Origin of the sequence: Mycobacterium gordonae (assembly GCF_017086405.1) — a bacterium.
In the GTDB taxonomy this organism is placed as follows: Bacteria; Actinomycetota; Actinomycetes; order Mycobacteriales; family Mycobacteriaceae; genus Mycobacterium; species Mycobacterium gordonae_D.
Map to the genome: position 1 here is coordinate 5,232,066 of NZ_CP070973.1, position 20,833 is coordinate 5,252,898.

Below are 20,833 nucleotides of genomic sequence, written 5' to 3' on the forward strand. Positions count from 1 at the left end.
AGTGTCGATGTCGCTACGCGACACGCAGGTGTCGTCAGAGTCGCGGACGGCGTTACGCTTCGTTTCCCTGCTGTTTTGCCTTATGCAGCTCTTGCAGCTTCTTGAGCCGCATCAGCTTCTCGACCTGACCGTAGGCGTCGATCGGGCTGTGCAGCGACAGTCCACCGTCGGCGTGCAGCACTTGCCCTGTCACCCATGACATTTCGAGAACGCCCACGATGGCCTGCGCCACGTCACCGGGCTCCCCTAGCCGGCGCAGCGCGGTCCGCTTGGACATGCCCTCGACCCAGGCGGGCCACTTTTCGGCGTCGGGCAGCATCGGGGTGCGGGTGACGCCGGGCCCGACGGCGTTGACGCGGATGCCGTGCACACCCCACTCCACCGCCGCGACCTTTACCAGCATGTCCAGGCCGGCCTTCGATACGCAGTAGGCCCCCATGTCCCGGTCCGCGACGGTGCCGCTGATGCTGGAGACGACCACGATCGAGCCCTGGACTTCGGCGTCGACCATGGCCTGCGCGGCCGCCCGGATGGTGTAGAAGGTGCCCGTCAGATTCACCGAAAGTACCCGTTGCCATTCGGCCGGATCGATGGCCAGCAGCAGCCCGGACGAGCCGATCCCTGCCGAGGCCACCACCCGGGTCGGTACCCCGTGCTGGCGGACGGTCTGCTCCATCGCCGCCGTTACCGCATCGAGATCGCTGATGTCGCAATCGATGTCGCCGCCGGTGACGTCCCAGACCACGACGTCGTGGCCGGCATCGCGCAGCATCGCGGCGGCTTCCCGGCCGATGCCTGACCCGCCGCCGGTCACCAGGGCCACCGATGCGCCGGAGGCACTCATGCGGCGGGTCCGATCAACTCGACCAGCACGCCGTCCGGCGCGTTGATCACCGCCATGGGAACGGTCTTGCCCGCCGGGGCGGGCATGGTGATCTGCCGAACGCCGTCGGTGAATCCCAGGTCGGCCAACGTGGACAGGGTGGGCGCCACCTCGCGCTGCAGGGAGAGCAGGAAGAACCCGTGCCGGGGCCCCGAGTACTCATGCGACGCCTCATCGGCACCGGACAACTCCACCAACTCGACGATGCCGCCGTCGGGCGCCTGGGGGTCCCCCAGGAAGATCGATCTCAACTGATCCGTCTTGGCCCCGAACAACTCTGGCCAGTCGCCGGTGAAGGTGTGGTCGAACAACTCGGTCAGCCCCAGCCCGTCCCGCCAGAAGCGCAGCGAACGCCCCACGTCGGCGGTACAGATCGCGGCGTGATGAACACCCAGCACGAATTCCCCTTCCGGTAGCGCAACCAGTATTACCGCCCCCGCGGCGACACCCGGACAGCGACCCTAAGTCCGGGACAGCGCGGCCAGCGTGCGATCCCACAGTTCGCCGGCCAGGACGGGGTTGTACGCCGCGCGGTTGGCCTTGGCGACCTTGTGCTTGGAGTAGTACTCCCCTGGCTGCCAGTCGACACCGGGAGCGCTTGAGGCCAGCCAGACCAGCTGTTCGGCCCCCTGGTCCACGGTGGCGGTGAATCGCGCCGTCACCGGAACATAGTTCTTCATGAACCGCAGGAACCGCGAGCCAGAGGCGTCGCCGAAGTTGGAGTTGACGTAACCGGGATGAAAGGTCGCCGCCGACACGCCGCTGTCATGGTAGCGGCGGTGTAATTCCTTGGTGAACAAAACGATTGCCAGTTTGGTAAGCGCGTACGCGATGCCGGGGCGGCGCGCGGCGGTGCGCTCCAGGTCGGTGATCGTGACTTTCGGCAGTAGCCGCTGCGAGGAGCTGGTGGTGTTGACGACGGTCGCGCGGGAGTCCACGAGCATGTCCAGCAGCTGCGTGGTGAGCAGGAACGGCGCCAGGTAGTTGACCTGGTACGTCTTCTCCAGGCCGTCCGACGTCATCTCGAGCTCGCGGCACATGCCGCCGGCGTTGTTGGCCAGTACGTCGATGCGTGCGTACTCACAGCGGATCTTGTCCGCCAGCGCACGCACCTGCGACAGGTCGGCGAAGTCGGCGACGAAATAATCCGCGCCCAGTTCCTGCGCCACCGCGGTCGTCTTGCTCTGTGAGCGTCCCACCACGACAACGTTGTTCTGGCCGCTCCGGCTCAACTGCCGAGCGGCCGCAGCGCCGATGCCGTCACTGGCACCCGTGATGACAATCGTCCTGCGCGTCATATCGGAGGCATCCTATGACAGTGAGTACCGAACGGGCAGATGCTTGAGACCCCCCACGAACGTCGCGGCGACGAGTTGCGGATCACCGGCCAACTCGATGGACTCCAGTCGAGGCAACAACTCGCTGAAGAAGCTGCCGACTTCCATCCGGGCCAGCGCCGCTCCCATGCAGAAGTGCACACCATATCCGAAGGCGAGATGTTTGTTGGGCTCACGCCCGACGTCGAAGCGGAACGAGTCGTCGAACACGTCCTCGTCGCGATTGGCCGACACATACGAAAGCAACACCGATTCGCCGGCTGCGACAGGTACGCCGCGCACCACGGTGTCGCGGGCGGCGGTGCGCATGAAATGCCGGACGGGAGTGACCCAGCGGATCATCTCCTCGGTGGCGCGCGGCATCAGGTCGAGACTGTCCCGCAGACGCCGCAGCTGATCCGGGTTTTCCACCAGCGCGTGCAGGCCGCCGGAAATCGTGGCACTGGTGGTGTCGTGTCCGGCGGTGGCGACGATCAGGTAGTACGAGACGGTTTCGATATCCGACAGTGGTTCGCCGTCGATGCGGGCATTGGCGATCGCGGACGACAGATCGTCCGTCGGGTTCTCGCGGCGCGCGGCTGTGACGCCGTTGAAGTAGCTGAACATATCCAGCAGGGCCGGCAACTGGTCTTCGGTCGTGGTGCCGCGCTTGTACTCGCTGTCGTCGCTGCCGAACAGTTCCTGGGTCAGCTTGAGCATCCGGGGGAAGTCCGCCTCCGGTATGCCGAGCAGCGACATGATCACGTAGAGCGGGAAATTCACCGCGACCTCTTGGACGAAGTCGCATTCCGGGCCGACCGCCATCATCTTGTCGACGTAGATCCTGGCCAGCTCATCGACGCGAATCTTGAGCGCGCGCATGGCTTTCGGGCGGAACCAGTCCGAACCGATGGCTCGCACCACCCGGTGTTGCGGATCGTCGAGGTGGATCAGGGTGCGCACGCCGGAGGCGGCCTGCAGCTCGTCGCCCTCGATGGTCGCCAGCACCGGCCGGGGCCAGTTGGTGAACACCGCGTTGTTGCGCTCGATGTCCATGACGTCGGCGTACTTGGTGATCGCCCAGAACGGCCGGTAGCCGGGCACGTCCACCCGGCACACCGGCGCATTGGCGCGCAGGTGGGTGAGACCGGCGTGTAGCCGTTGCTCGTCGGTGTAGGCCTGCGGGTCTGCCAGCAGTCTGGCGGCCTCATCCATCGTCGGCGCGCTCACCGGCGAAAGTCCTTCAACGCCAGCCGAACACAGTCCGGTGAGGCGGCATAGAAAATCGGCAGCACCCGGTCGGTGACCCCGTCACACCGGGCACGCAGGGCGGCGCCGACGTGCTCGACCGGGCCGACCACCGCGAAGGTACCCAGGATCTCGTCATCGATAAGCGAGCCCATGGTGTTCCACTCACCCTCCTTGGAAAGGCGGTGCAGTTCCTCGTGCAGATCGCCCCAGCCGTGCAGTTCGAGCACCTTGCGGTACGCAGGGGTGGACCCGTAGAACGCGATCTGCTTTCGAGTGGCCGCCACGGCGGTGGCCAATTCGTTTTCCGTGCTGCCGGTGGCGACCATCACCTCGGCCGACACCTCGAAGTCGCCGCGGGCGCGGCCGGAACGCGCGATGCCGCGCAGCAGGATCGGCATGGTCACTTCGGTGAGGTAGCGCTTCGACACCATCGGGTGGCCGAGATGCCCGTCGGCGACCTCCCCGCACATCTCGGTCATCGCCTCACCGACTGCGGCCAGAAAGATCTTCGGCGGTGGGTAGGGATGGGGCTCCGGAGTGAACATGGGGGTCATGATCTTGTGGGTGTAGAACTCACCCTCGAACCGCAGCTTGGTGCCGTCTCGCCAGGCCGACCAGATCGCCTGCAGGGCGGTCACGAACTCGCGCATCCTTCGTGCCGGATGGCTCCACGGCATGCTGAACCGCTTCTCGATGTGGGCCTGGATCTGGGTGCCCAGGCCGAGGATGAACCGGCCCTGGGAGTATGCCTGCAGGTCCCAGCCCAGGTTGGCGACGATCATCGGGTTGCGGGCGAAGGCCACCGCGATGTTGGTGCCTAGCTCGATGCGGGTGGTGTGTTCGGCGGCCAGCAGCAGCGGCAGGAACGGATCGTGGCTGGTCTCGGCGGTCCACCCGCCGTCGCAATCGGACTGTTCCAGTTCGACGGCCGCCTCGACCACCTGATCCAGCCGGTTGGGTATGCCACCGTCGATCTTGAGGCCCCCGCTCACCATAGGGGAAAGCTACAGTAAGCGATTCGGTAGGGTCAACGTCAACGCGGCGCTACAGTGAGCACTTCAGCAGCCACCGACCGCCCGGCAGCGAGTGAGGACCACGCATGGCCAACTCCCAGGACTGGCAGGAGACCCTCGACGATCTTGACCGTCGCCGTCGGCACTCGCGCGGCATGGGCGGGCCGGAGCGCCTCGAGAAGCACCGCGGCAAAGGCAAACTGGACGCACGGGCCCGTATCGGGCGACTGCTCGACCCGGGCACATTCCGGGAGATCGGCACCCTCGTCGGCGGTGACGTCGCCGCGGACGCGATTATCACCGGTTCGGGTCTGGTGCGAGGAAAGCCGGTGCTGGTGGGCGCCGAGGATTTCACGACGCTGGCCGGAAGCATCGGGCCGGGCGGCAATTCCAAGCGTTACCGGATCGCCGAACTGGCTGTGCGTGATCGGGTTCCGCTGGTGATGCTGCTCGACGGCGCGGGTTTTCGGCCCACCGGTGGGCACTACGGGCGCACGCCTACTGACCTGCTGGCCCAGACGCAATGCTCAGGTCGGGTGCCGACGGTCGCCGCAGTATTGGGGCCCTCGGCCGGACACGGCGCCCTGGTTGCCCCGGTCTGCGACTTCCGCATCATGAGCCGGCACGGCACCATCTTCACGGCTGGACCGCCGGTGGTGAAAGAGTCGACCGGAGAAGATATTTCGAAGGAGAATCTGGGCGGCCCGGACATCGCGTTGCCGAGCGGGGTGATCCACAACGTCGCTGATGACGACGAAACCGTGCTCGACGAGATCCGCCGCTACCTGTCGTATTTCCCGTCGAGCGCCTGGTCATACCCGGCCAGTCTGCCCGCCGACGACGCGGCAGCACCGCGGCCGACGCCGGAGTTGCTGAACATTGTCTCCCGCGACAATCGTCGCGTGTACGACATGCGCGCGGTGCTCGACGTGGTATTCGATCACCCCGACTGGTTCGAAGTTCAACCGTCGTTCGGCAAGGCGATCATCTGCGCCCTGGCGCACCTGGGCGGGCACCCCATCGCCGTCGTCGCCAACCAGCCGCAGGTACTGGCCGGGTCGATCGACGCCGACGCCGCCGACAAGGCCGCGCACTTCATCCTGGTCGCCGACTCCTTCCACCTGCCCATCCTGTTTCTGGCCGACAACCCGGGGATGCTGCCCGGCAGCCGCTCCGAGCGCAGCGGCGTATTACGAAGCGGCGGGAGGATGTTCGCCGCGCAGACGGCAGCGACCACCATCAAGCTGCATCTGACGCTGCGCAAGGCCTACGGCTTCGGCTCCATGGTGATGTCGTTGCTCGGCTTCGACCATCAGTCGGCCACCTTCGCCTATCCGGGCGCCACAATGGGCGCCATGAGCGCGGCCGCGCTCAGCCGCTCCTCGCATGCCGACGACGACCTGACGGCCAAGCTGCGTGACGCCGAGTTGCAGGCGTCCTTCCGCTCGGCCGAAGGCTTCGGCTTCGACGAACTCATCGACCCGCGGGAGACGCGGGATGCGTTGCTGGCTTCGCTGCAGCGCGCACTGTCCGCCCGACAGGTGACCGCGGAGCCGGTGACCCGCACCGTCATCCTCCCCTAGCGCCGCCTGCCGCCTGCCGCCTGCCGCCTGCCGCCTGCCGCCTGCCGCGAACGTGCACCTAAGTACAGCGACACGCCGGCGGGCCCGGCATTTTGTGCACGCTCGCGCCGCCCCGAGGGGGCGACTAGCCGCGGTAAGCCGCGACCACCGGCTCGAGCTCGTCGGGTGTGGCGCCGTGCAAGATCACCGCATCGGCCCCGTAGTCGAACTCGCGGCGTATCCGCTGGACGCACTGTTGGGCCGAACCCGTCGCCGACGGCTCCAGCCATTCCTCGGGGATCAGCGTCGCGATGTGCTCGATCTGGTCCGGCGTGGCTTTGTGATCGATTCCCCCGGCGATGGACGTGACCACCGAGTCCGTCCGAAACCGTCGCAGTACCCCGGGGTCCCAGTTGTTCGTCTGCACCATCAGGTCGCCGTAGCCCTGCAGGTAGGTGGCCAGCCGGGCGACCGTCTTTTTCAAGCGCAACGGCTCGGGCAGGTGGTCACCCACGGTCGCGAAGCACGACCACACCCGCACACTGTCCGGGTCGCGGCCCGCCTTTTCCGCCGCCGTCTTCACCGTTGCCACGCAGCGCTGCAACGTTTCCGGCGTGAAGTAGGTGTGCAGGATGACGTCGTCGAATGCGCGCCCGCCCAGCGCCAGCGTCTTGGGACCGAAGGCCACCAGCGCCAGTCGGATGTCTTCGTCGAAGTCCCGGTCCAGAAACAGGATGGGGTACTTCCCCATCGGCCCGTCGTGATTGAAGATCACTTCGCCGTGCCACAACCGGCGCATCACTTGGGCCCAGTCCTCCATCTGCGCGGTCGTCACGGCCGGGATCCCGAACGCACCATAGATTGCGGCGATGCCCCGACCGATGCCCAACGTGAACCGGCCACCGGAGAGCCGGTGCATCGTGGTCGCCCACGATCCGGTGATCAGCGGATGACGGGTGTTGTGATTGGTTGCCGCAGTGGCGATCTGCATGCGGGTGGTGACGGCGCAGGCCGCTCCCACCAGTGACGACGCCTCCTTGACGTTCCAGCGTTCCGAGATAAACGCCGTGCCGAAACCGAGTTCCTCACCGCGACGCGCCTCGACCATCAGCGTAGCCGGCCCCTCACCGCCCGCCCCCGCCAGCAGGTAGTAGCCCAGTTCGTCGAGCACCCGTTCCGTCACTTCCAAACCCCTTGTTGGTATCCGCAATTCCAGACCTCGGTGATCCGGCCGTGCACCACGCGGAACACCTCGATGCTGGCGACACTGGTTTCGGCGCCATCGGCCAGGATGGTCGAGTCGTAGACGATGGCGACGTGCTCGCCGTCATCGCCCGCAATGACGATATTCAGGTCGAAGCGCAGCGATTCACACACCTGCCACATGTCGGCGACACGTTGCACCGCCTGATCGTGGGTCAACGTATGAGCCGCGCCGACACCATGTCGAATGACGTTGTCAGCGAACAACTCGTCGGCGAGCTGCAGATCGCGTTTGTTCCACACCACCAGGTTGTAGAGCTCCACCACCTCGCGTGCGGTACGCACCACGCCCATCAATCGGCCGTCCGCGTCGACAAGTCGTCTCTGACCTCGCGTAGGAACCGCTCGGAGATCATCTGCACGCGGCGGGAGAACACATGGCTAACATGGCCGCCGCCGTACCAGTGCAGCTGCCCGCCCCACTTCTCCTGCAACACCAGCGCCGGTTCCAGCATCGCCATCCTGTCGTGCCGCGCGGCGACGATCAGCCGCCGCGGCGGCGGGGGTGCGGGGTCGGCCATCAGCGGATCGATCACGGTGGTGAGCGCAGCGACCACTTCGGACTGCAGAAGCCGCCGGTACTCGCGGTGTGACGAGCCGGCGCGTCCGAGGTGCCGCGCGATCATCGTGTTGAGTCCCAGGATCGGCGTGTACAGCGCCACCGCATCAACGTCGCGCTCGAGGTGTGACACCAATGCGGCCACCGGGCTGCCCATCGAAACACCTGCCACCACAACGGCGCTGGCTTGCCGCCTCACCCAGCGGACTACCGCGCGGATCTCCGACACCGAGCGCATCATGCCGGCGACGTTGCCCAGTGGATCCATGTCCGGATAGCTCGGCCAGTGGCCCCGGCGACTCCCGTGGCCGGGCTGAATCGGCATCGCGACGTTATACCCCAGCCCCCGGTAAATCCGGTCGATGCGGGACATCAGCATGTCTTCGGCCCCGCCCTGACCGGCGCCGTGAATCCAGATCAACCAGGGCCGCCGACCATCCGGACCGGGTGAGCGATGCCGGCACAGGTGCACCGCCGCGCGGGCCGGGCCGCCGAATCCTTCGTTGACCAGGACGCGCGGCAGTGCGGGATCGTGCTCGAACGACATCCGCTCATAGGACAGCCCGGCGATGCGCCGACGCTTAATGGCGCGCACCCGCAGCGGCGCCGGCGCGGCATGTGCGCCATCGATGCCCAGCACCGACAGCTCCTCGGCGGCCGCGGCACAGGCCTCCAGCGAGCGGACGCTTCGCGGCACGCCGCCCCCGAGCACTGAAAAACCAGTCAGCACAAGCTCATCGAGAAAGACTTCACCGAACTGGCGGACACCGCGCGGAGACTCGGGGACTGTTCGGGTCGACTCGTTGAAGCCGGCCACCGTCCGTGGCAGCACCATGCCCAGCTCTCGGGTGATACCCAGCCCCCGCGCTGCCCACGACATGACCAATCACCTACCTCAACGTGAAACCGGTGTAGCCGGTGGCGGATTTCATCGCAGCGCCGCTTCAGTCATCTCGCTCCTTGCGACACCGGATGGGTGGTGCCGAACTGCTGAAATCTATACTGTAACGAATTTAGTATCAGAGCGCGGGGAGGTGTCCACGAAATCGTGGCCCCTGGGCACCCGGCGTCGTCACTCAGGGGTGCCGGGGCGCCGTCATCGCCGACACCCTGTCGCTGCTCACCACCATCACCACCACCGACACGCTGCCCAATGCCTGGGCCGATGGGGCACCATGACAGACACCACCAGCGAGATCCGGGGCGGTCTCCCCGACGTCCGGCCACTGGACGCACCACCTGGGCTGGAGCGCTACATCACCGCCCTGCGCCGCCTGCAAGATTTGACCGTCTCCACCAAACCGGATGTTTCGGCGTGGGACACCGCCAGTGAGCATCTCGAAAGCGCCTGCGCCGTACTGGATTCCCATCGGGCTCCGGAGATCGAGGTGCCGGCCGGCCGGATCCTGGAAATTCCTGGATTGGGCCATCCGCTCATGCCGCCGTGGAGTCTGAGTGAAATGGGATCCGACGGAGTCCGGATGCGGGGGCACTTCACCGCCTCCCACGTCGGCGGAAACCGTGCGGTGCACGGCGGCATGATCCCGTTGTTCTACGACTGGCTGTTCGGCATGGTGGTCACCGGTGCGGACATCCGCCCCACCCGCACGGCATTCCTGCATGTGGACTACCGCAAGATCACACCGATCGACGCACCGCTGGCCGCGCACGGCCGCATCGACCGTGTCGAGGGCCGGAAGGTATTCATCACCGCGAGCATGACAAGCTCCGATGGTGCGGTACTCACCGAAGCGAGCGGCCTGATGGTTCGCCTGCTCCCCCACCAACCGTGACATCGAAGGATCGTTGTGCCTGAATTCACTGTGCCTGCTGTCGCCGCGGCCGTCGCCGCCGCGATACCTGACCGCGAACTGGTGGTCCACGGAGACAAGCGCTTCACGTACTCGCAAATCGTCGAGCGATCCAACCGGTTGGCCGCCTACCTGCACTCACAAGGGCTGGGCTGCCACACCGAGCGCTCCGCACTTGCCGGCCACGAAGCCGGGCAGGACCTGCTGGGCATCTACGCCTACAACGGATCCGAGTTCGTCGAGACGTTGTTCGGCAGCTTCGCGGCGCGGGTGGCTCCGTTCAACGTCAACTACCGCTATGTCAAGAGCGAGCTTCAGTACCTGTTGGCGGACTCCGGGGCGACCGCATTGCTCTACCACGCGGCATTCGCACCACGGGTGGCCGAGGTGCTGCCGGATCTGCCGGATCTGCGTGTGCTGATTCAGATCGCCGACGACTCGGGGAACGAACTGATCCACGGCGCAGTCGATTACGAGAACATCGTGTCCACCGCCGCTGAGCCACCGCCGGTCCGGCATTCCCCCGATGACCTGTATGTGCTCTACACCGGCGGTACGACCGGCATGCCCAAGGGCGTGCTGTGGCGCCAGCACGACATTTTCATGACATCGTTCGGCGGGCGTGACCTGATGAGCGGTCAGTTCGTCAGTTCCGTCGACGAGATCGTGGCGCGCGTGACGGCCGGCCCCGGGACCAAAGTGATGGTGTTGCCGCCGTTGATCCACGGAGCCGCGCAGTGGACCGTGATGATGGCCGTGACCACCGGGCAGACCATCGTATTCCCCACTGTCGTCGATCATCTCGATGCCGACGACGTGGTGCGCACCATCGATCGCGAGGGCGTGGCGGTGGTGACGGTCGTCGGCGACGCGATAGCCCGTCCACTGGTCGCCGCGATCGAGAAAGGCATCGCCGACGTCTCGTCATTGTTCGTCGTAGCGAACGGCGGCGCCCTGCTGACGCCGTACGTCAAGCAGCGCCTGATCGATGCCCTGCCCAACGCGATGATCGTCGACGGAGTCGGCTCCTCGGAGACCGGCGCCCAGATGCACCACATGTCGACCGCGGGTGCGGTCTCGACAGGCACTTTCAACGCCGGACCGGACACGTTCGTCGCCGCCGAGGACCTCGCGTCCATCCTGCCGCCTGGTCACGACGGGATCGGCTGGCTGGCTCAGCGCGGCTATGTTCCGTTGGGCTACAAGGGCGATGCCGCCAAGACGGCCGCCACATTCCCAGTCATCGACGACGTGCGCTACGCGGTTCCCGGTGACCGTGCGCGCCACCACGAGGGCGGCCACATCGAGTTACTGGGACGGGACTCGGTGACGATCAACTCGGGCGGCGAGAAGATCTTTGCCGAGGAGGTCGAGACTGCGATCGCGTCCCATCCTGCGGTGGCCGACGTCGTTGTCGCCGGTAGGCCGAGCGAGCGTTGGGGCCAGGAGGTCGTCGCCGTCGTTGCTCTGGCCGAAGGCGCCCGTGCCGACGCGGCGGACCTGGTAACGCATGCCGGTCAATCGCTGGCCCGCTACAAGTTGCCCAAGGCGGTCGTGTTCCGCACCGTGATCCAGCGCAGTCCGTCGGGCAAGGCCGACTACCGCTGGGCGCGCGAGCAGGCCCTCAACCCGTGAAGCTGAGCGAGGAACTGCCGGGCGGTTGGCTGTTGGAGTCGTTCGTGTCCCGCCAGGCTGAAACCGGTTCCATCCGTTATCCGTTCGGCAAGCATCCGTCTGGCCTGATCCTCTACACCACCGACGGCCACATGTCCGCGCAGTTGACTCCGGATCCCGGCGAATTCGTCTCCTACGGAGGTCGCTTCGAGGTCGACGAGGCGGCAGCAACGGTCACCCACCATGTGATCATCGCCACGATGCCGGAGTTGTTGCAGCAGCCCCAGATTCGGCACGCGCGCGTTGACGGAGACCGATTGACGCTGTCGGCGAGCCTGACTTCTGCCGCGGGCACCACGCACAACACGTTGGTCTGGCGCCGAGACCGCGGCCGCCAGGGTTAGTCCAGCACGCGGACCGGCACATGGCTCCAGCCGGCCACGTTCTGCATGTTGACCCGCGGCACACCTTGCAAGGTGGTTATCACGTCGACGGGAAACAGCGCGGAGAAATCCTTGCCGAAGTCGAAGCCATCCCGGTGTGCCACGGCCAGATACTTGTCGACCACCTGGTCACCAGCGGCCGCAGCGCCTGAATGGCCCGCGGGTTGAAGACCTTGTTGAGCAACCCGCGCATGCGACGGTGCGCCGGGGGTCCATCGCGATGATCGAGCCGTGCTCGGTCGCCTGCCCCGTGCGCACTCGAGCGAGATCACACCGTGAACGCTGCTGCCACGTCGTCGTGGCGGGTCAGCGCGTAGAAGTCGTATTGCTCGCTGTAATAGACGGGAGCGACGTCGCGCATCCGGCGGTACGTCTCGTAGGGACTGTCAACGAAGCCTGGCTACCGACTTCGAGCCGCCCGACGGGGTGCGTAACCGGCCGCAGAACGGCCCCGTTGACAGCAGCGGTGCGGCGGTGCTGCACGACGTAGACGCTGCCCAACGACACGCAGATGGCGGCGGGAATGAGCAGCGCGTATCCGCCGAACCGCGCGCCGGCCAGAATCCCGGCCACCCCGCCGCCGAGGAACAGCAACAGCGTCACCGCGAGCATCGCGGCCTTCCATGCGTCGATGCCATGCTTGCGGCTGCGCCCGATCATCAGCCCCAGATCGGTGATGGTGCCGGTGAAATGCGTGGTGCGCACGGCCATTCCGCGGAAGCTGGAGGTCAGCCCGTTCTGTAGGCCGAGAGCCGCCGCTGCCAGCAGCGCCTGTACGCCGGTATCGACCGCGGTTTCTTCCACTCCGGCGGCGGCCAGCAACAGCAGCGCTGCCTGTGCGGTCAGCACGATGGCGTGACGTGGACCCAGTGCGACTCGGGTCGAGGTCAGCAGCGCCCCCGCGATGGCCGAGCCGATCAGGAACCCCAGCAAGATGGCGAGGAGTACGTGGCTCTCGTATCGCCACGGATTGGCGGTATCCATGCTGAGCTGGGTGGTCACCCCGGTGAGGTTGCCCACCGGCACGGCCAGAATCATGAGCGCTACCGCATTCACCAGGCCGGCGTTGAACGCCAACGCCCCGCAATATGCGAGCAGGCGCCCTGGAAGTGTCGGAACCTTGTCGGACATTCGCTTTCCTCCCCCGGGGATCGGCCAGTCGGTCGCCGCGTGCTGGGCTACCTGCGAGCTGACGCCAATGCTGGTGGCGCGGCCTTGGAGGATTCTTGGGCGAGTCTTGGGGCCGCGCGCGACGCGTTCTGCCAAAGCAGAGGTGTGGTTCAGCGCGTCGGCGGGAATCGGAGGGTATGGCCGGCTATGACACCGATCGCACACCGGGGACAGAGCGCAGACACGCCCCCGATCCAGATGACCCGAGCAAGCCGGACTCCCCGGACGACCTGACCAGAGCGTCCTGGTTGTTCGTGCTGCGAAAGACCGCATCCGAATTCACCAAGGATCAGTGCCTCGACCTCGCCGCGGGACTCACGTACTACGCGGTGCTGTCGCTGTTTCCGGCGCTGCTGGTGCTGGTTTCGCTGCTCGGTGTTGTCGGTGAGGGCCGGCGTACCACCGACGCCCTGCTCGAGGTGGTGGGCGGGGTGGCTCCCGCGTCCACGGTCGACACGCTGCGCCAGCCGATTCAGCAGGTGGTTGACAACCCTTCGGCCGGGCTTGCACTGGTGTTCAGTGCGCTTGCCGCGTTGTGGTCGGCCTCGGGGTATGTCGGCGCGTTCGGACGGGCGATGAACCGTGTCTACGAGATCGGCGAGGGACGCCCGGTATGGAAGCTGCGGCCGCTGCAGTTGGTGCTGACGCTTGCCGGACTGGTGCTGGCCGCCGCGGTGGCGTTCATGCTGGTCATCAGTGGTCCGGTCACCGAAGCCGTCGGGCGGGCCGCCGGCGTGGGAAGCGCCGCCCAGACCGCCTGGGCGATCGTCAAGTGGCCTGCCATCCTGGCGATCGTCACGCTCGTCGTGGCGATCCTCTACTACGCAACGCCCAACGTCCAGCAGCCGAAGTTTCGTTGGCTCAGCATCGGTGCGGCGGTCGCCATCGTGGTATGGGCTGCCGCCTCGGTCGGGTTCGGCTTCTACGTCAGCCACTTCGGCAGTTACAACAAGACTTACGGCGCACTCAGCGGCGTGATCGTGTTCCTGCTGTGGCTGTGGATCACGAATCTGGCATTGCTATTCGGCGCCGAGCTTGACGCCGAGTTGGAGCGGGGCCGGCAGCTGCAGGCCGGAATCGAGGCCGAACACGAACTGCAGCTGCCCCCCAAAGACACTCGCGTCCTCGAGAAAAGCGCCGCCGCCCAGCGCAAGGACATCAGGCGCGGACGCTGGTTACGCCGTACCCGCGGCCGCCGCGAATGACCGCAAATGCCGAAGGCTCAAACGCTTCCCGCACCCGCCTGCTCGGCAGCGTGACCGCAGGCAGACCGGTCAGTTTTCGCGGCCACCTGAACTCAGCCCGGGGCGCAGCGCTGCCGGCGTCACCGTCACATCGTCTACGGTCGAAGTATGGCCGAAATCTCGGGAAAAGATCGCATCGACGACGTCGCCGCCGGTGACGTCATCGCCATCGACCGCGGATCGGGTGAAAAGCCGTACAAGGTCGTCTTCAAGGACTCCACCGACTCGGGCTATGTCGTCACGCTCGAGGGCGACAACGGTGAAACGTTCCAGGTCGACATCGCAGCCGGCACCCCTGTGGCGAGGTCACTGGAATCGAAATGGGAGTCGACGCAAAGCCCTACGTCACACACCTGACCTTCCCGCCGAGCAGCCGCAAAGGTGCCCGAAGCAGCGCGATTTCAGGGATTTCACTGTCCGCTCGCCACAGGTGGTGAGTAGTTCGGCTTGCCCAGGGCCAGCACGCGCTGAGCGATCATGTTGCGGAACACCTCGAGCGTGCCCCCGTAGATCCCGGCCAGCGGAGCGAAGCGGTAGAGGTATTCCGACGCACCGTTGTCGGCAGCGCCGTCGGTCTCGACGGGAAGCACCGATGCCGGCCCGGCGATGTCCATCAGGTCCCCCCCGATGTCGCGCATGGTCTGCGCCTGCGCGACGCGACCGAAGATGCTCGGTGTCGACAGGGCCGCCTCCAGGCGAGCGGCGCTGCGGCCCAGCCGATAGGCGATCGACTCATCGTCGATCGCGCGTACACCGCCCGAATCGGGTTGTCCGACCCGGCCTGCCACGGCGTCCAGCGCGGCGGACATGAATCCGGTCTGGTGCTGCATGATGGCGAGGTCCTGCAACCCGTCCGATGCGGCGGCCACCGCACCGTGCTCGGCATCCAACGGCCCGCGCAACACGGTCCATCCGCCGTTAACCTCACCGAGGAGATACTTGTCGTCAACGCGCACGTCGCTGTAGTAGACGATGTTGGTTCGGTCACCGTCGACGGTGCGGATGCCCTGGATCTCGATGCCGGGTAGATCCAGGGGGACCAGAAACATGGTCAGGCTCTTGTGCTTTCGCGCATCCGGATCGGTGTTGGTGATCAGGAAAACATACTGGCAATTGTGCGCGCCGGTGGTGAACATCTTCGAGCCATTGATGATCCAGCTCGACCCGTCCGCCTCCGGCACCGCGCGCGTCTTGCACGTCGCGATGTCCGAGCCGCCCTCGGGTTCGGTGTAACCCAGGCACATTCGCACCTCACCGGTGAAAACCTTCGGCAACACCTCGTCGACGAGTTCGGGTTTGCCGAATGCGGCAACGGCTCGCGCCACCATGGCCGTGGTTCCCCAGGTCACCCATGGGGTGTGCACACGACGCTTCTCCAGTTCCCAGATGCGACGGCGGACCCGGGTGAAACCGCCGTCGGACAACGGCTTCCACTCCTTCTTCAGGTACCCGGCCGCGCCGATCGCCAAGTGCACGCCCTCGTCGAAGTTATCACCGGTTTCCCGGTCACGGCGGCGAACGTCGTCAGTGACGTGTTCAGCGAGAAAGGCACGAACCTCCAGGAGAAAGTCCTGGTCGTCGTCACTGAGTGCTACCAGACTGAAATCCATTGCCCCTAAGCACTTTCCCGCTCGGCGACGAGCCGCCCGACATGCCTGGCCGTCACACCCGGATCGCCTCCGGCCAGCACCCAGCCGCGGGCCCGAACCAGATAAGCCGTCGCGGCGGCTTCGACCGATACCCCGAGACCGCCCTGGATGTGTACCGCCATGGTCGCCGCCTTGGGCGCCTCCTCGGCCATGAACACGAACGCGCACCCAGGCAATTCGGGTCGCTCGTCGGGTTCGTTGTCGAGGAACCAGGCGGCGCGCCGGGCGAGGTTGCGGCCACCTTGCACCGCGATCGACATGTTGGCCAGCGGGTGCGAAATCGCTTGCAGCGTCGAGATGGGCACCCCGAGCGTGTAGCGCGACTTGGCGAACTCGGCCGCGATGGTCATCGTCTGCTCGACCAGACCGGTCAGCGCCGCGGCGGTCAGCACCCGCCATTCGTCGATGGCCCGGCGGTAGGCCGCGATCGCCGACGCGCCGGTGCCTAGAACCGCCCGCGACTCGGTCGTGCCGGGATCCACCCACGCCATGGGCAGCTGGCCGAGATTGGGCACGCGCTCGGGGCGCGCAACGAAACTCACCAGGACGATGTCGTCCCCGTCGCGCACGATCAGCCCGTCGGCGACGGCCGCAGATGCGATGAGACGCCGTCCCGCGGCAGGTTCCGGGGCGATATCCAGGCCGAGGATCCGGTTGCCTTCGACGACCGCGGATGTCAGCGCGCCCAGTCGCTCGGCCAGACGCGACGCACAGACATGGTCGATCCACGGCACCGGCGCCAACGCCCGTCCCATTTCCTCGGCGACCAACGCCAGGTCGACCAGTGTTGCCCCGTCTCCGCCCGCATGCTCGCTCACTGCCATCGAGGTGGCGCCCATGGCGCACAACCGCTCCCAGAGGCTCTCGTCGAATCCGGTCTCCTGAGCGGCCCACACGGTCTCGATCGGGCAGTGGGTGTCCAGCAGTTGACGGTAGGCGGACTGCAGCGCTTTGTGGTCCTCCGTCAGGCTGTAGTCGACGCGGCGTAGTTCGTAGCGATCCATGCCTTAGCGCTCCTGATCTGTGTCGGCGCCGAAGAAGAATTCGTTGGCGTTGTTGTACAGGTAGTTGTCGAGGACATCCGCCGGCAGGTCGAGAGCATGTGCCTCGGGCACCACCCGGCGTTGGCGCAGCACCGGCCAATCGGAGGCGAAGATGATCTTGTCGGGGCCACGGGTGCGCATGTAGTGGATCAGGCTGTCCGGCAGTCGTTTCGGTGACCAGGCCGAGGTCATCAGCCGCAGGTTGCGGTACTTCATCAGCATGCGGATCGCGATGTCCCACCACGGGTCGGCGCCGTGGATCATGCACAGCTTCAGCTCCGGGAATCGCACGCACACCCGGTCCAGATGGATCGGGTTCTGCACCTCACCGGGGATCGGCGGCCCGGGCAGCCCGGTGTTGACGCACAGCGGCAGCTCGATCTCGGCGCACTTGGCGTAGAGAGGGTAGTACACCGCGTCGCTCGGCGGATACTGGCCGTCGGCCCAGAAGCTGGGACCGACCACCGCATAGGCCACCGGCAGGTCACCGGCGACCGCCGTCAACTCCCGCAACGACTTCACCGGACGCAGCAGATTTATCCCCCCCATGGCCAGGGCGAAACGATCTGGTCGTTCGTCGACGAATTTCCGGGCGGTGGTCGAGGGTTGGGCCAGGTTGTCCATCAGGATGGCTTTGCGCACCCCGTGTTCGTCCATCTCTTCGAGCAGTTCGGCGAGGTCGACGGGATCGAACATCGACTGCGGACCTTTAAAGTAGTCGTCGCGCACCTTCGTCATGAACTCGGGCTGGGTTTTGGTTTCGCCGAAATGCACGTTGACGAGACAGTCGATGACCGGCCGGGCGGGAGGTAGCGTCATCGTTGCATCGTCCCTGCGGTGCTAACGGTTTCGGCGTGACAGGCGGCCCATCGATAGTCGGCCTTGCCGTTGCCGAGCCGACGCACCCGGTCTACCACGATGAACGCCTTGGGCACCTTGAAAGCTGCCAACTCGTCGGAGCAGCGCGCCCGAAGCGCGTCGGTGTCGGGCCGGCTCCCGTCGCGCGGTTGGACCAGTGCGACCACTTCCCGCCCCCACCGCTCGCTGGGGCGACCCACCGCCAGGGCATCGGCGACGAGGGGATGCGCACGCAGCACTTCCTCGACCTCTTCGACGAAGACTTTCTCCCCACCGGTGTTGACCACCAACGAGTCCCGGCCGAACAACCGGAGCGTGCCGTCGGCCACCAGCGCGCCACGGTCACCGGAGATCACCACTCGCTGCCCGTCGACAACCGGGAACGTCTCGGTGGTGGCGGCCTCATCGTCGAAGTAGCCCAACGGAATACGTCCCTGGCGGGCCACCCAGCCGATCTCCGGGTCACCCGGTTCGAGAAATCTGCTGCGGTCCTGCGCCAATACCAGGCCGCCGGTCCGGATCGTGAAGGTGTCAGCCTGGGCGCCCTGGCGGCTGTGCCCAAACCCCATGTTCCCCGTCTCCGAAGACCCGTAGCCGTTGATGACCGTGATGTGCGGCAGGTACTCCAACAGGGCCTGCTGATGTTTGACGTTGGTGGCCGCTCCCCCGGCGCCGATCGCGACAAGCGCGGACAGGTCATAGCTGTCCCGGCCGAGTTCGTCGACGAGCGGAGCTGCGTAAGCGTCGCCCACCATCGTCATGAGTCCGACCTTCTCGCGTTCGGCAATCCGGAGCACCGCTGCTGGATCGAACTTCTGCCGCGTGTCGTAGAGGACGGCCGTCTGTCCGGACAGGATCGCCGAGAAGGCGGTCCACATACCGGCGGCGTGCATCAGCGGCGACACCGCGAACCAGGGCGCGCCACCGCGTTGCGCTCGCCGATGGATCTCGCCCACGTCCGCGTGATCCTCACCGTTCATCGACGCCACGTACATGTCGGCCTGTCGCCACAGCACGCCCTTGGGGCGGCCGGTGGTGCCACCGGTGCAGATCATCAACAAATCGTCCGGCGAGCCCGCGCCGACCCGGCCGGAATCACCCTGCGCCAGCACGTCTTCGAGCCGGACGCCACCATCGAGTTCTGGTGCGCCGCTGCCGTCGTCGATGGCAATGAGTAATTCGGCGGCCGCGTCGCCGATCTTGGCGCCCAGGCCGCGGTGGTAGATGACGCCGCGCGGCTTGACGTAGGCCAGCAGGTCAGCCACTTCCCGCGGGGTGTAGTAGTGGTTGACGTTGACGGGCACCACCCGGGCCTTCAGGCAGGCGATGACCATGTCGGGGTACAGGTCGTTGTGCATGACAAGCGCCACCCGGTCCTGGCCACACTCCCAGTTACCCAGCGCTGCGCGTTCGGTGTGCGCACCGAAACCCTTGGCAGCCAAGTAGTCAGCGAGTCGACGCGTGCGGTCTGCGGATTCGGCGAAGGTGCTACGGCGGGTGCCGCAGACGGTCATCTCCCGATCGGGCACGGCGTCGGCCACTGCGTCCAGCACCGCTCCGATGGTCCATTCGGTCATCGGGCCGGCTACACCGACGCGCGTCGCGAGTGTGAATCCGGCGCCGTCCGCACTGCGTGTCGCTTGGCAGCGGCCACCGTCGCGCCCGGTGTGTTGGCACCCAGCAGGTCCAAGGCGTTGTCGCGCATGACTTTGCGGGTGTCCTCCGGGCTGAATTCGGGAAACTGCGGAATGTCGGCGGCAAACGACATGGGCTCGGCGAGCCCCTCGCCGTGTGGCCAATCCGAACCGAACAGGATCTTGTCCACGCCGATCGTCTCGGCGAGCAACTTGACATCGTCCTCGTAATACGGCGCAATCCAGACGTTGTTCTTCAGTTGCTCGACCGGGTCTTCTTTGAAGTGGTAGGGCGCGGTGTTGGCCGCCTTCTTGAGCCGCTTGATCAACCGGTACACGAAGTAGGAACCGTTCTCGATGCTGGCGACCTTCAGGGTGGGATGGCGGGTGAATACCTGGTGGACGATCATCGCGGCCATCGAGTCGTGAATCGCCCGGTCGTCGAGGAGTACCTGGTCCAGCGGGTCCTTCTTGCCGAATCCCTCGAAGGTGGCCTTACCGCCCCACAGTGCGTTGATCGCCAGATACCCACTGTCGCTGAGGTGGAATCCCACGGGAACACCGGCTTCGGCCAGCCGTGCCCACACCGGATCGTGCGACGGGTCGCCAAGCGATCGCGGCTTGACCCGACCAGGCACCGGCGCGGGACGCACCAGCACCAGTCTGGCGCCCCGGCCGAGCACGAACTCGACCTCCTGCAGCGCCTTGTCCGGGTCGGCCAGTGCGATGATCGGCGCCGAGACAATGCGGCGATCGGGCCGATCGAATCCCCAGTCCTCATCCAGCCACTGGTTGAAGGCGTGCACCGAGGCCATCGTGGCGTCGACGTCGCTCTTGAGGGCCTCCTCGACGCCACAGGCGAAGGTTGGCAGCATGAACACCGTCTCCAGGTTCTGGGTGTCCATTACCCGCACCCGGGCATCCCGGTTCTGGTATTCGGGGTGATTGCCCAGCCGGTCGACTTTCATGAGCGACGCCGGGTCGACGCCCTCGGGAATTTCGCCGCGGAAGAGCAGATCGAGGCAGCCGGGCTCGATGATCGGGTCGAAGGTCGGGTTCGGGATAAACTGATTGATGCGTTCGCCGATGACTGCCCAGGTGCGTTTCTCGTCGCGCAGCATCTGCACACCCCGGCGCCTGAATTCCTTCGGCAGGTAGCGGGTGAAGGAGTCGATCGGTTCGTAGTAATGATTGTCGACGTCGATCGCCCGGTAGCCCAACGTTGCCATCGTGGACGTCCTCCCAAATCCTTCTTCGCGCGAGGCGCATTGTGCGGTCCCCCAGCCGGCAACCGTACAGTACATACTGTATACCTATCGGTACTGCTTTCTGCAATGCTCCCGACGGCCACCGGACATCCAGTGCGTCCCTGCTCAAAACGCCTGTCAGTGAGCACTTTCGGCCCCGAACCCAGGATCGATCGGCCACCGAATGCCACGTATGTTCTTACTGTGGCGATTACAGTAGGTAACCTGACCGGCGTGGAATGAGCACACGCGCAACGAAGGCAGGCGGGTAGA

General features: G+C 66.0%; 20 protein-coding genes and 1 pseudogene. 6 read left to right on the forward strand and 15 right to left on the reverse strand.

Going from position 1 to position 20,833, the window contains the following annotated elements; all coding sequences use genetic code 11:
- Window positions 1–52: 52 nt before the first annotated feature.
- The 5 genes from JX552_RS22145 to JX552_RS22165 form a co-directional block, all read right to left on the reverse strand.
- On the reverse strand, window positions 53–844 hold the full coding sequence (locus JX552_RS22145) for an SDR family NAD(P)-dependent oxidoreductase (RefSeq protein WP_205874018.1): 792 nt from the start codon (window positions 842–844) through the stop codon (window positions 53–55).
- Window positions 841–1,281, reverse strand: coding sequence for a VOC family protein (locus JX552_RS22150; protein ID WP_205874019.1), 441 nt, complete (start codon window positions 1,279–1,281; stop codon window positions 841–843). The genes JX552_RS22145 and JX552_RS22150 overlap by 4 nt, the downstream gene beginning before the upstream one ends.
- Before the next feature lie 63 nt (window positions 1,282–1,344).
- Window positions 1,345–2,181, reverse strand: coding sequence for an SDR family NAD(P)-dependent oxidoreductase (locus tag JX552_RS22155; protein WP_205874020.1), 837 nt, complete (start codon window positions 2,179–2,181; stop codon window positions 1,345–1,347).
- A 12-nt stretch (window positions 2,182–2,193) separates the two neighbouring features.
- The gene (locus tag JX552_RS22160) at window positions 2,194–3,414 is read right to left on the reverse strand and encodes a cytochrome P450 (protein WP_205878616.1); all 1,221 of its coding nucleotides are present in this window, start codon (window positions 3,412–3,414) and stop codon (window positions 2,194–2,196) included.
- 11 nt (window positions 3,415–3,425) lie between these two features.
- A complete protein-coding gene (locus JX552_RS22165) occupies window positions 3,426–4,445 on the reverse strand; it encodes an LLM class F420-dependent oxidoreductase (protein ID WP_205874021.1) in 1,020 nt (339 codons plus the stop codon).
- A 104-nt stretch (window positions 4,446–4,549) separates the two neighbouring features.
- Here JX552_RS22165 and JX552_RS22170 point away from each other — a divergent pair, with 104 nt between their 5' ends.
- Window positions 4,550–6,046 (forward strand): acyl-CoA carboxylase subunit beta, encoded by a 1,497-nt coding sequence (locus tag JX552_RS22170; RefSeq protein WP_205874022.1) that lies wholly within the window; start codon window positions 4,550–4,552, stop codon window positions 6,044–6,046.
- Window positions 6,047–6,170: 124 nt separating this feature from the next.
- Here JX552_RS22170 and JX552_RS22175 read toward each other — a convergent pair whose 3' ends face one another.
- From JX552_RS22175 to JX552_RS22185, 3 genes are read right to left on the reverse strand one after another with little or no spacing between them, the layout of a single operon-like run.
- Window positions 6,171–7,208, reverse strand: coding sequence for a TIGR03857 family LLM class F420-dependent oxidoreductase (locus JX552_RS22175; protein ID WP_205874023.1), 1,038 nt, complete (start codon window positions 7,206–7,208; stop codon window positions 6,171–6,173).
- Window positions 7,205–7,582 (reverse strand): nuclear transport factor 2 family protein, encoded by a 378-nt coding sequence (locus JX552_RS22180; RefSeq protein WP_205874024.1) that lies wholly within the window; start codon window positions 7,580–7,582, stop codon window positions 7,205–7,207. The genes JX552_RS22175 and JX552_RS22180 overlap by 4 nt, the downstream gene beginning before the upstream one ends.
- On the reverse strand, window positions 7,582–8,727 hold the full coding sequence (locus JX552_RS22185) for an alpha/beta hydrolase family protein (RefSeq protein WP_205874025.1): 1,146 nt from the start codon (window positions 8,725–8,727) through the stop codon (window positions 7,582–7,584). Before JX552_RS22185 ends, JX552_RS22180 begins: the two co-directional genes overlap by 1 nt.
- 295 nt (window positions 8,728–9,022) lie before the next feature.
- Here JX552_RS22185 and JX552_RS22190 point away from each other — a divergent pair, with 295 nt between their 5' ends.
- From JX552_RS22190 to JX552_RS22200, 3 genes are read left to right on the forward strand one after another with little or no spacing between them, the layout of a single operon-like run.
- Entirely contained in the window at window positions 9,023–9,640 is a 618-nt protein-coding gene (locus JX552_RS22190) for a PaaI family thioesterase (RefSeq protein ID WP_205874026.1), read from the forward strand.
- A gap of 15 nt (window positions 9,641–9,655) precedes the next feature.
- On the forward strand, window positions 9,656–11,293 hold the full coding sequence (locus JX552_RS22195; RefSeq protein WP_431195883.1) for an acyl-CoA synthetase: 1,638 nt from the start codon (window positions 9,656–9,658) through the stop codon (window positions 11,291–11,293).
- A complete protein-coding gene (locus tag JX552_RS22200; protein ID WP_205874027.1) occupies window positions 11,290–11,676 on the forward strand; it encodes a lipocalin-like domain-containing protein in 387 nt (128 codons plus the stop codon). The genes JX552_RS22195 and JX552_RS22200 overlap by 4 nt, the downstream gene beginning before the upstream one ends.
- Window positions 11,677–11,732: 56 nt before the next feature.
- Here the strand turns inward: JX552_RS22200 and JX552_RS34260 are convergent.
- A pseudogene (locus JX552_RS34260) lies at window positions 11,733–12,076 on the reverse strand (cytochrome P450); the annotation flags it as partial.
- Window positions 12,022–12,846, reverse strand: coding sequence for a YoaK family protein (locus JX552_RS22210; protein ID WP_205874029.1), 825 nt, complete (start codon window positions 12,844–12,846; stop codon window positions 12,022–12,024). The gene JX552_RS22210 and the pseudogene JX552_RS34260, both read right to left, overlap by 55 nt.
- 176 nt (window positions 12,847–13,022) lie before the next feature.
- On the opposite strand from JX552_RS22210, the gene JX552_RS22215 reads away from it, so the two are divergent.
- Together JX552_RS22215 and JX552_RS22220 are read left to right on the forward strand one after the other, a co-directional pair.
- Complete coding sequence (locus JX552_RS22215; protein ID WP_205874030.1) at window positions 13,023–14,090, forward strand: YihY/virulence factor BrkB family protein; 1,068 nt, start codon at window positions 13,023–13,025, stop codon at window positions 14,088–14,090.
- A gap of 147 nt (window positions 14,091–14,237) precedes the next feature.
- Entirely contained in the window at window positions 14,238–14,486 is a 249-nt protein-coding gene (locus JX552_RS22220) for a hypothetical protein (RefSeq protein WP_205874031.1), read from the forward strand.
- Window positions 14,487–14,539: 53 nt separating this feature from the next.
- On the opposite strand, the gene JX552_RS22225 is transcribed toward JX552_RS22220, so the two are convergent.
- The 5 genes from JX552_RS22225 to JX552_RS22245 are packed head-to-tail and all read right to left on the reverse strand — an operon-like array spanning window position 14,540 to window position 20,542.
- Window positions 14,540–15,739 carry an acyl-CoA dehydrogenase family protein gene (locus JX552_RS22225; RefSeq protein WP_205874032.1) on the reverse strand — a complete coding sequence of 400 codons (1,200 nt, stop codon included), beginning with the start codon at window positions 15,737–15,739 and terminating at the stop codon, window positions 14,540–14,542.
- Between the two features lie 5 nt (window positions 15,740–15,744).
- The gene (locus JX552_RS22230; RefSeq protein ID WP_205874033.1) at window positions 15,745–16,782 is read right to left on the reverse strand and encodes an acyl-CoA dehydrogenase family protein; all 1,038 of its coding nucleotides are present in this window, start codon (window positions 16,780–16,782) and stop codon (window positions 15,745–15,747) included.
- A gap of 3 nt (window positions 16,783–16,785) precedes the next feature.
- Window positions 16,786–17,640 carry an amidohydrolase family protein gene (locus JX552_RS22235; RefSeq protein ID WP_205874034.1) on the reverse strand — a complete coding sequence of 285 codons (855 nt, stop codon included), beginning with the start codon at window positions 17,638–17,640 and terminating at the stop codon, window positions 16,786–16,788.
- Window positions 17,637–19,256, reverse strand: coding sequence for an acyl-CoA synthetase (locus JX552_RS22240; protein ID WP_205874035.1), 1,620 nt, complete (start codon window positions 19,254–19,256; stop codon window positions 17,637–17,639). Before JX552_RS22240 ends, JX552_RS22235 begins: the two co-directional genes overlap by 4 nt.
- Before the next feature lie 8 nt (window positions 19,257–19,264).
- Entirely contained in the window at window positions 19,265–20,542 is a 1,278-nt protein-coding gene (locus tag JX552_RS22245; protein WP_205874036.1) for an amidohydrolase family protein, read from the reverse strand.
- Window positions 20,543–20,833 lie beyond the last annotated feature (291 nt).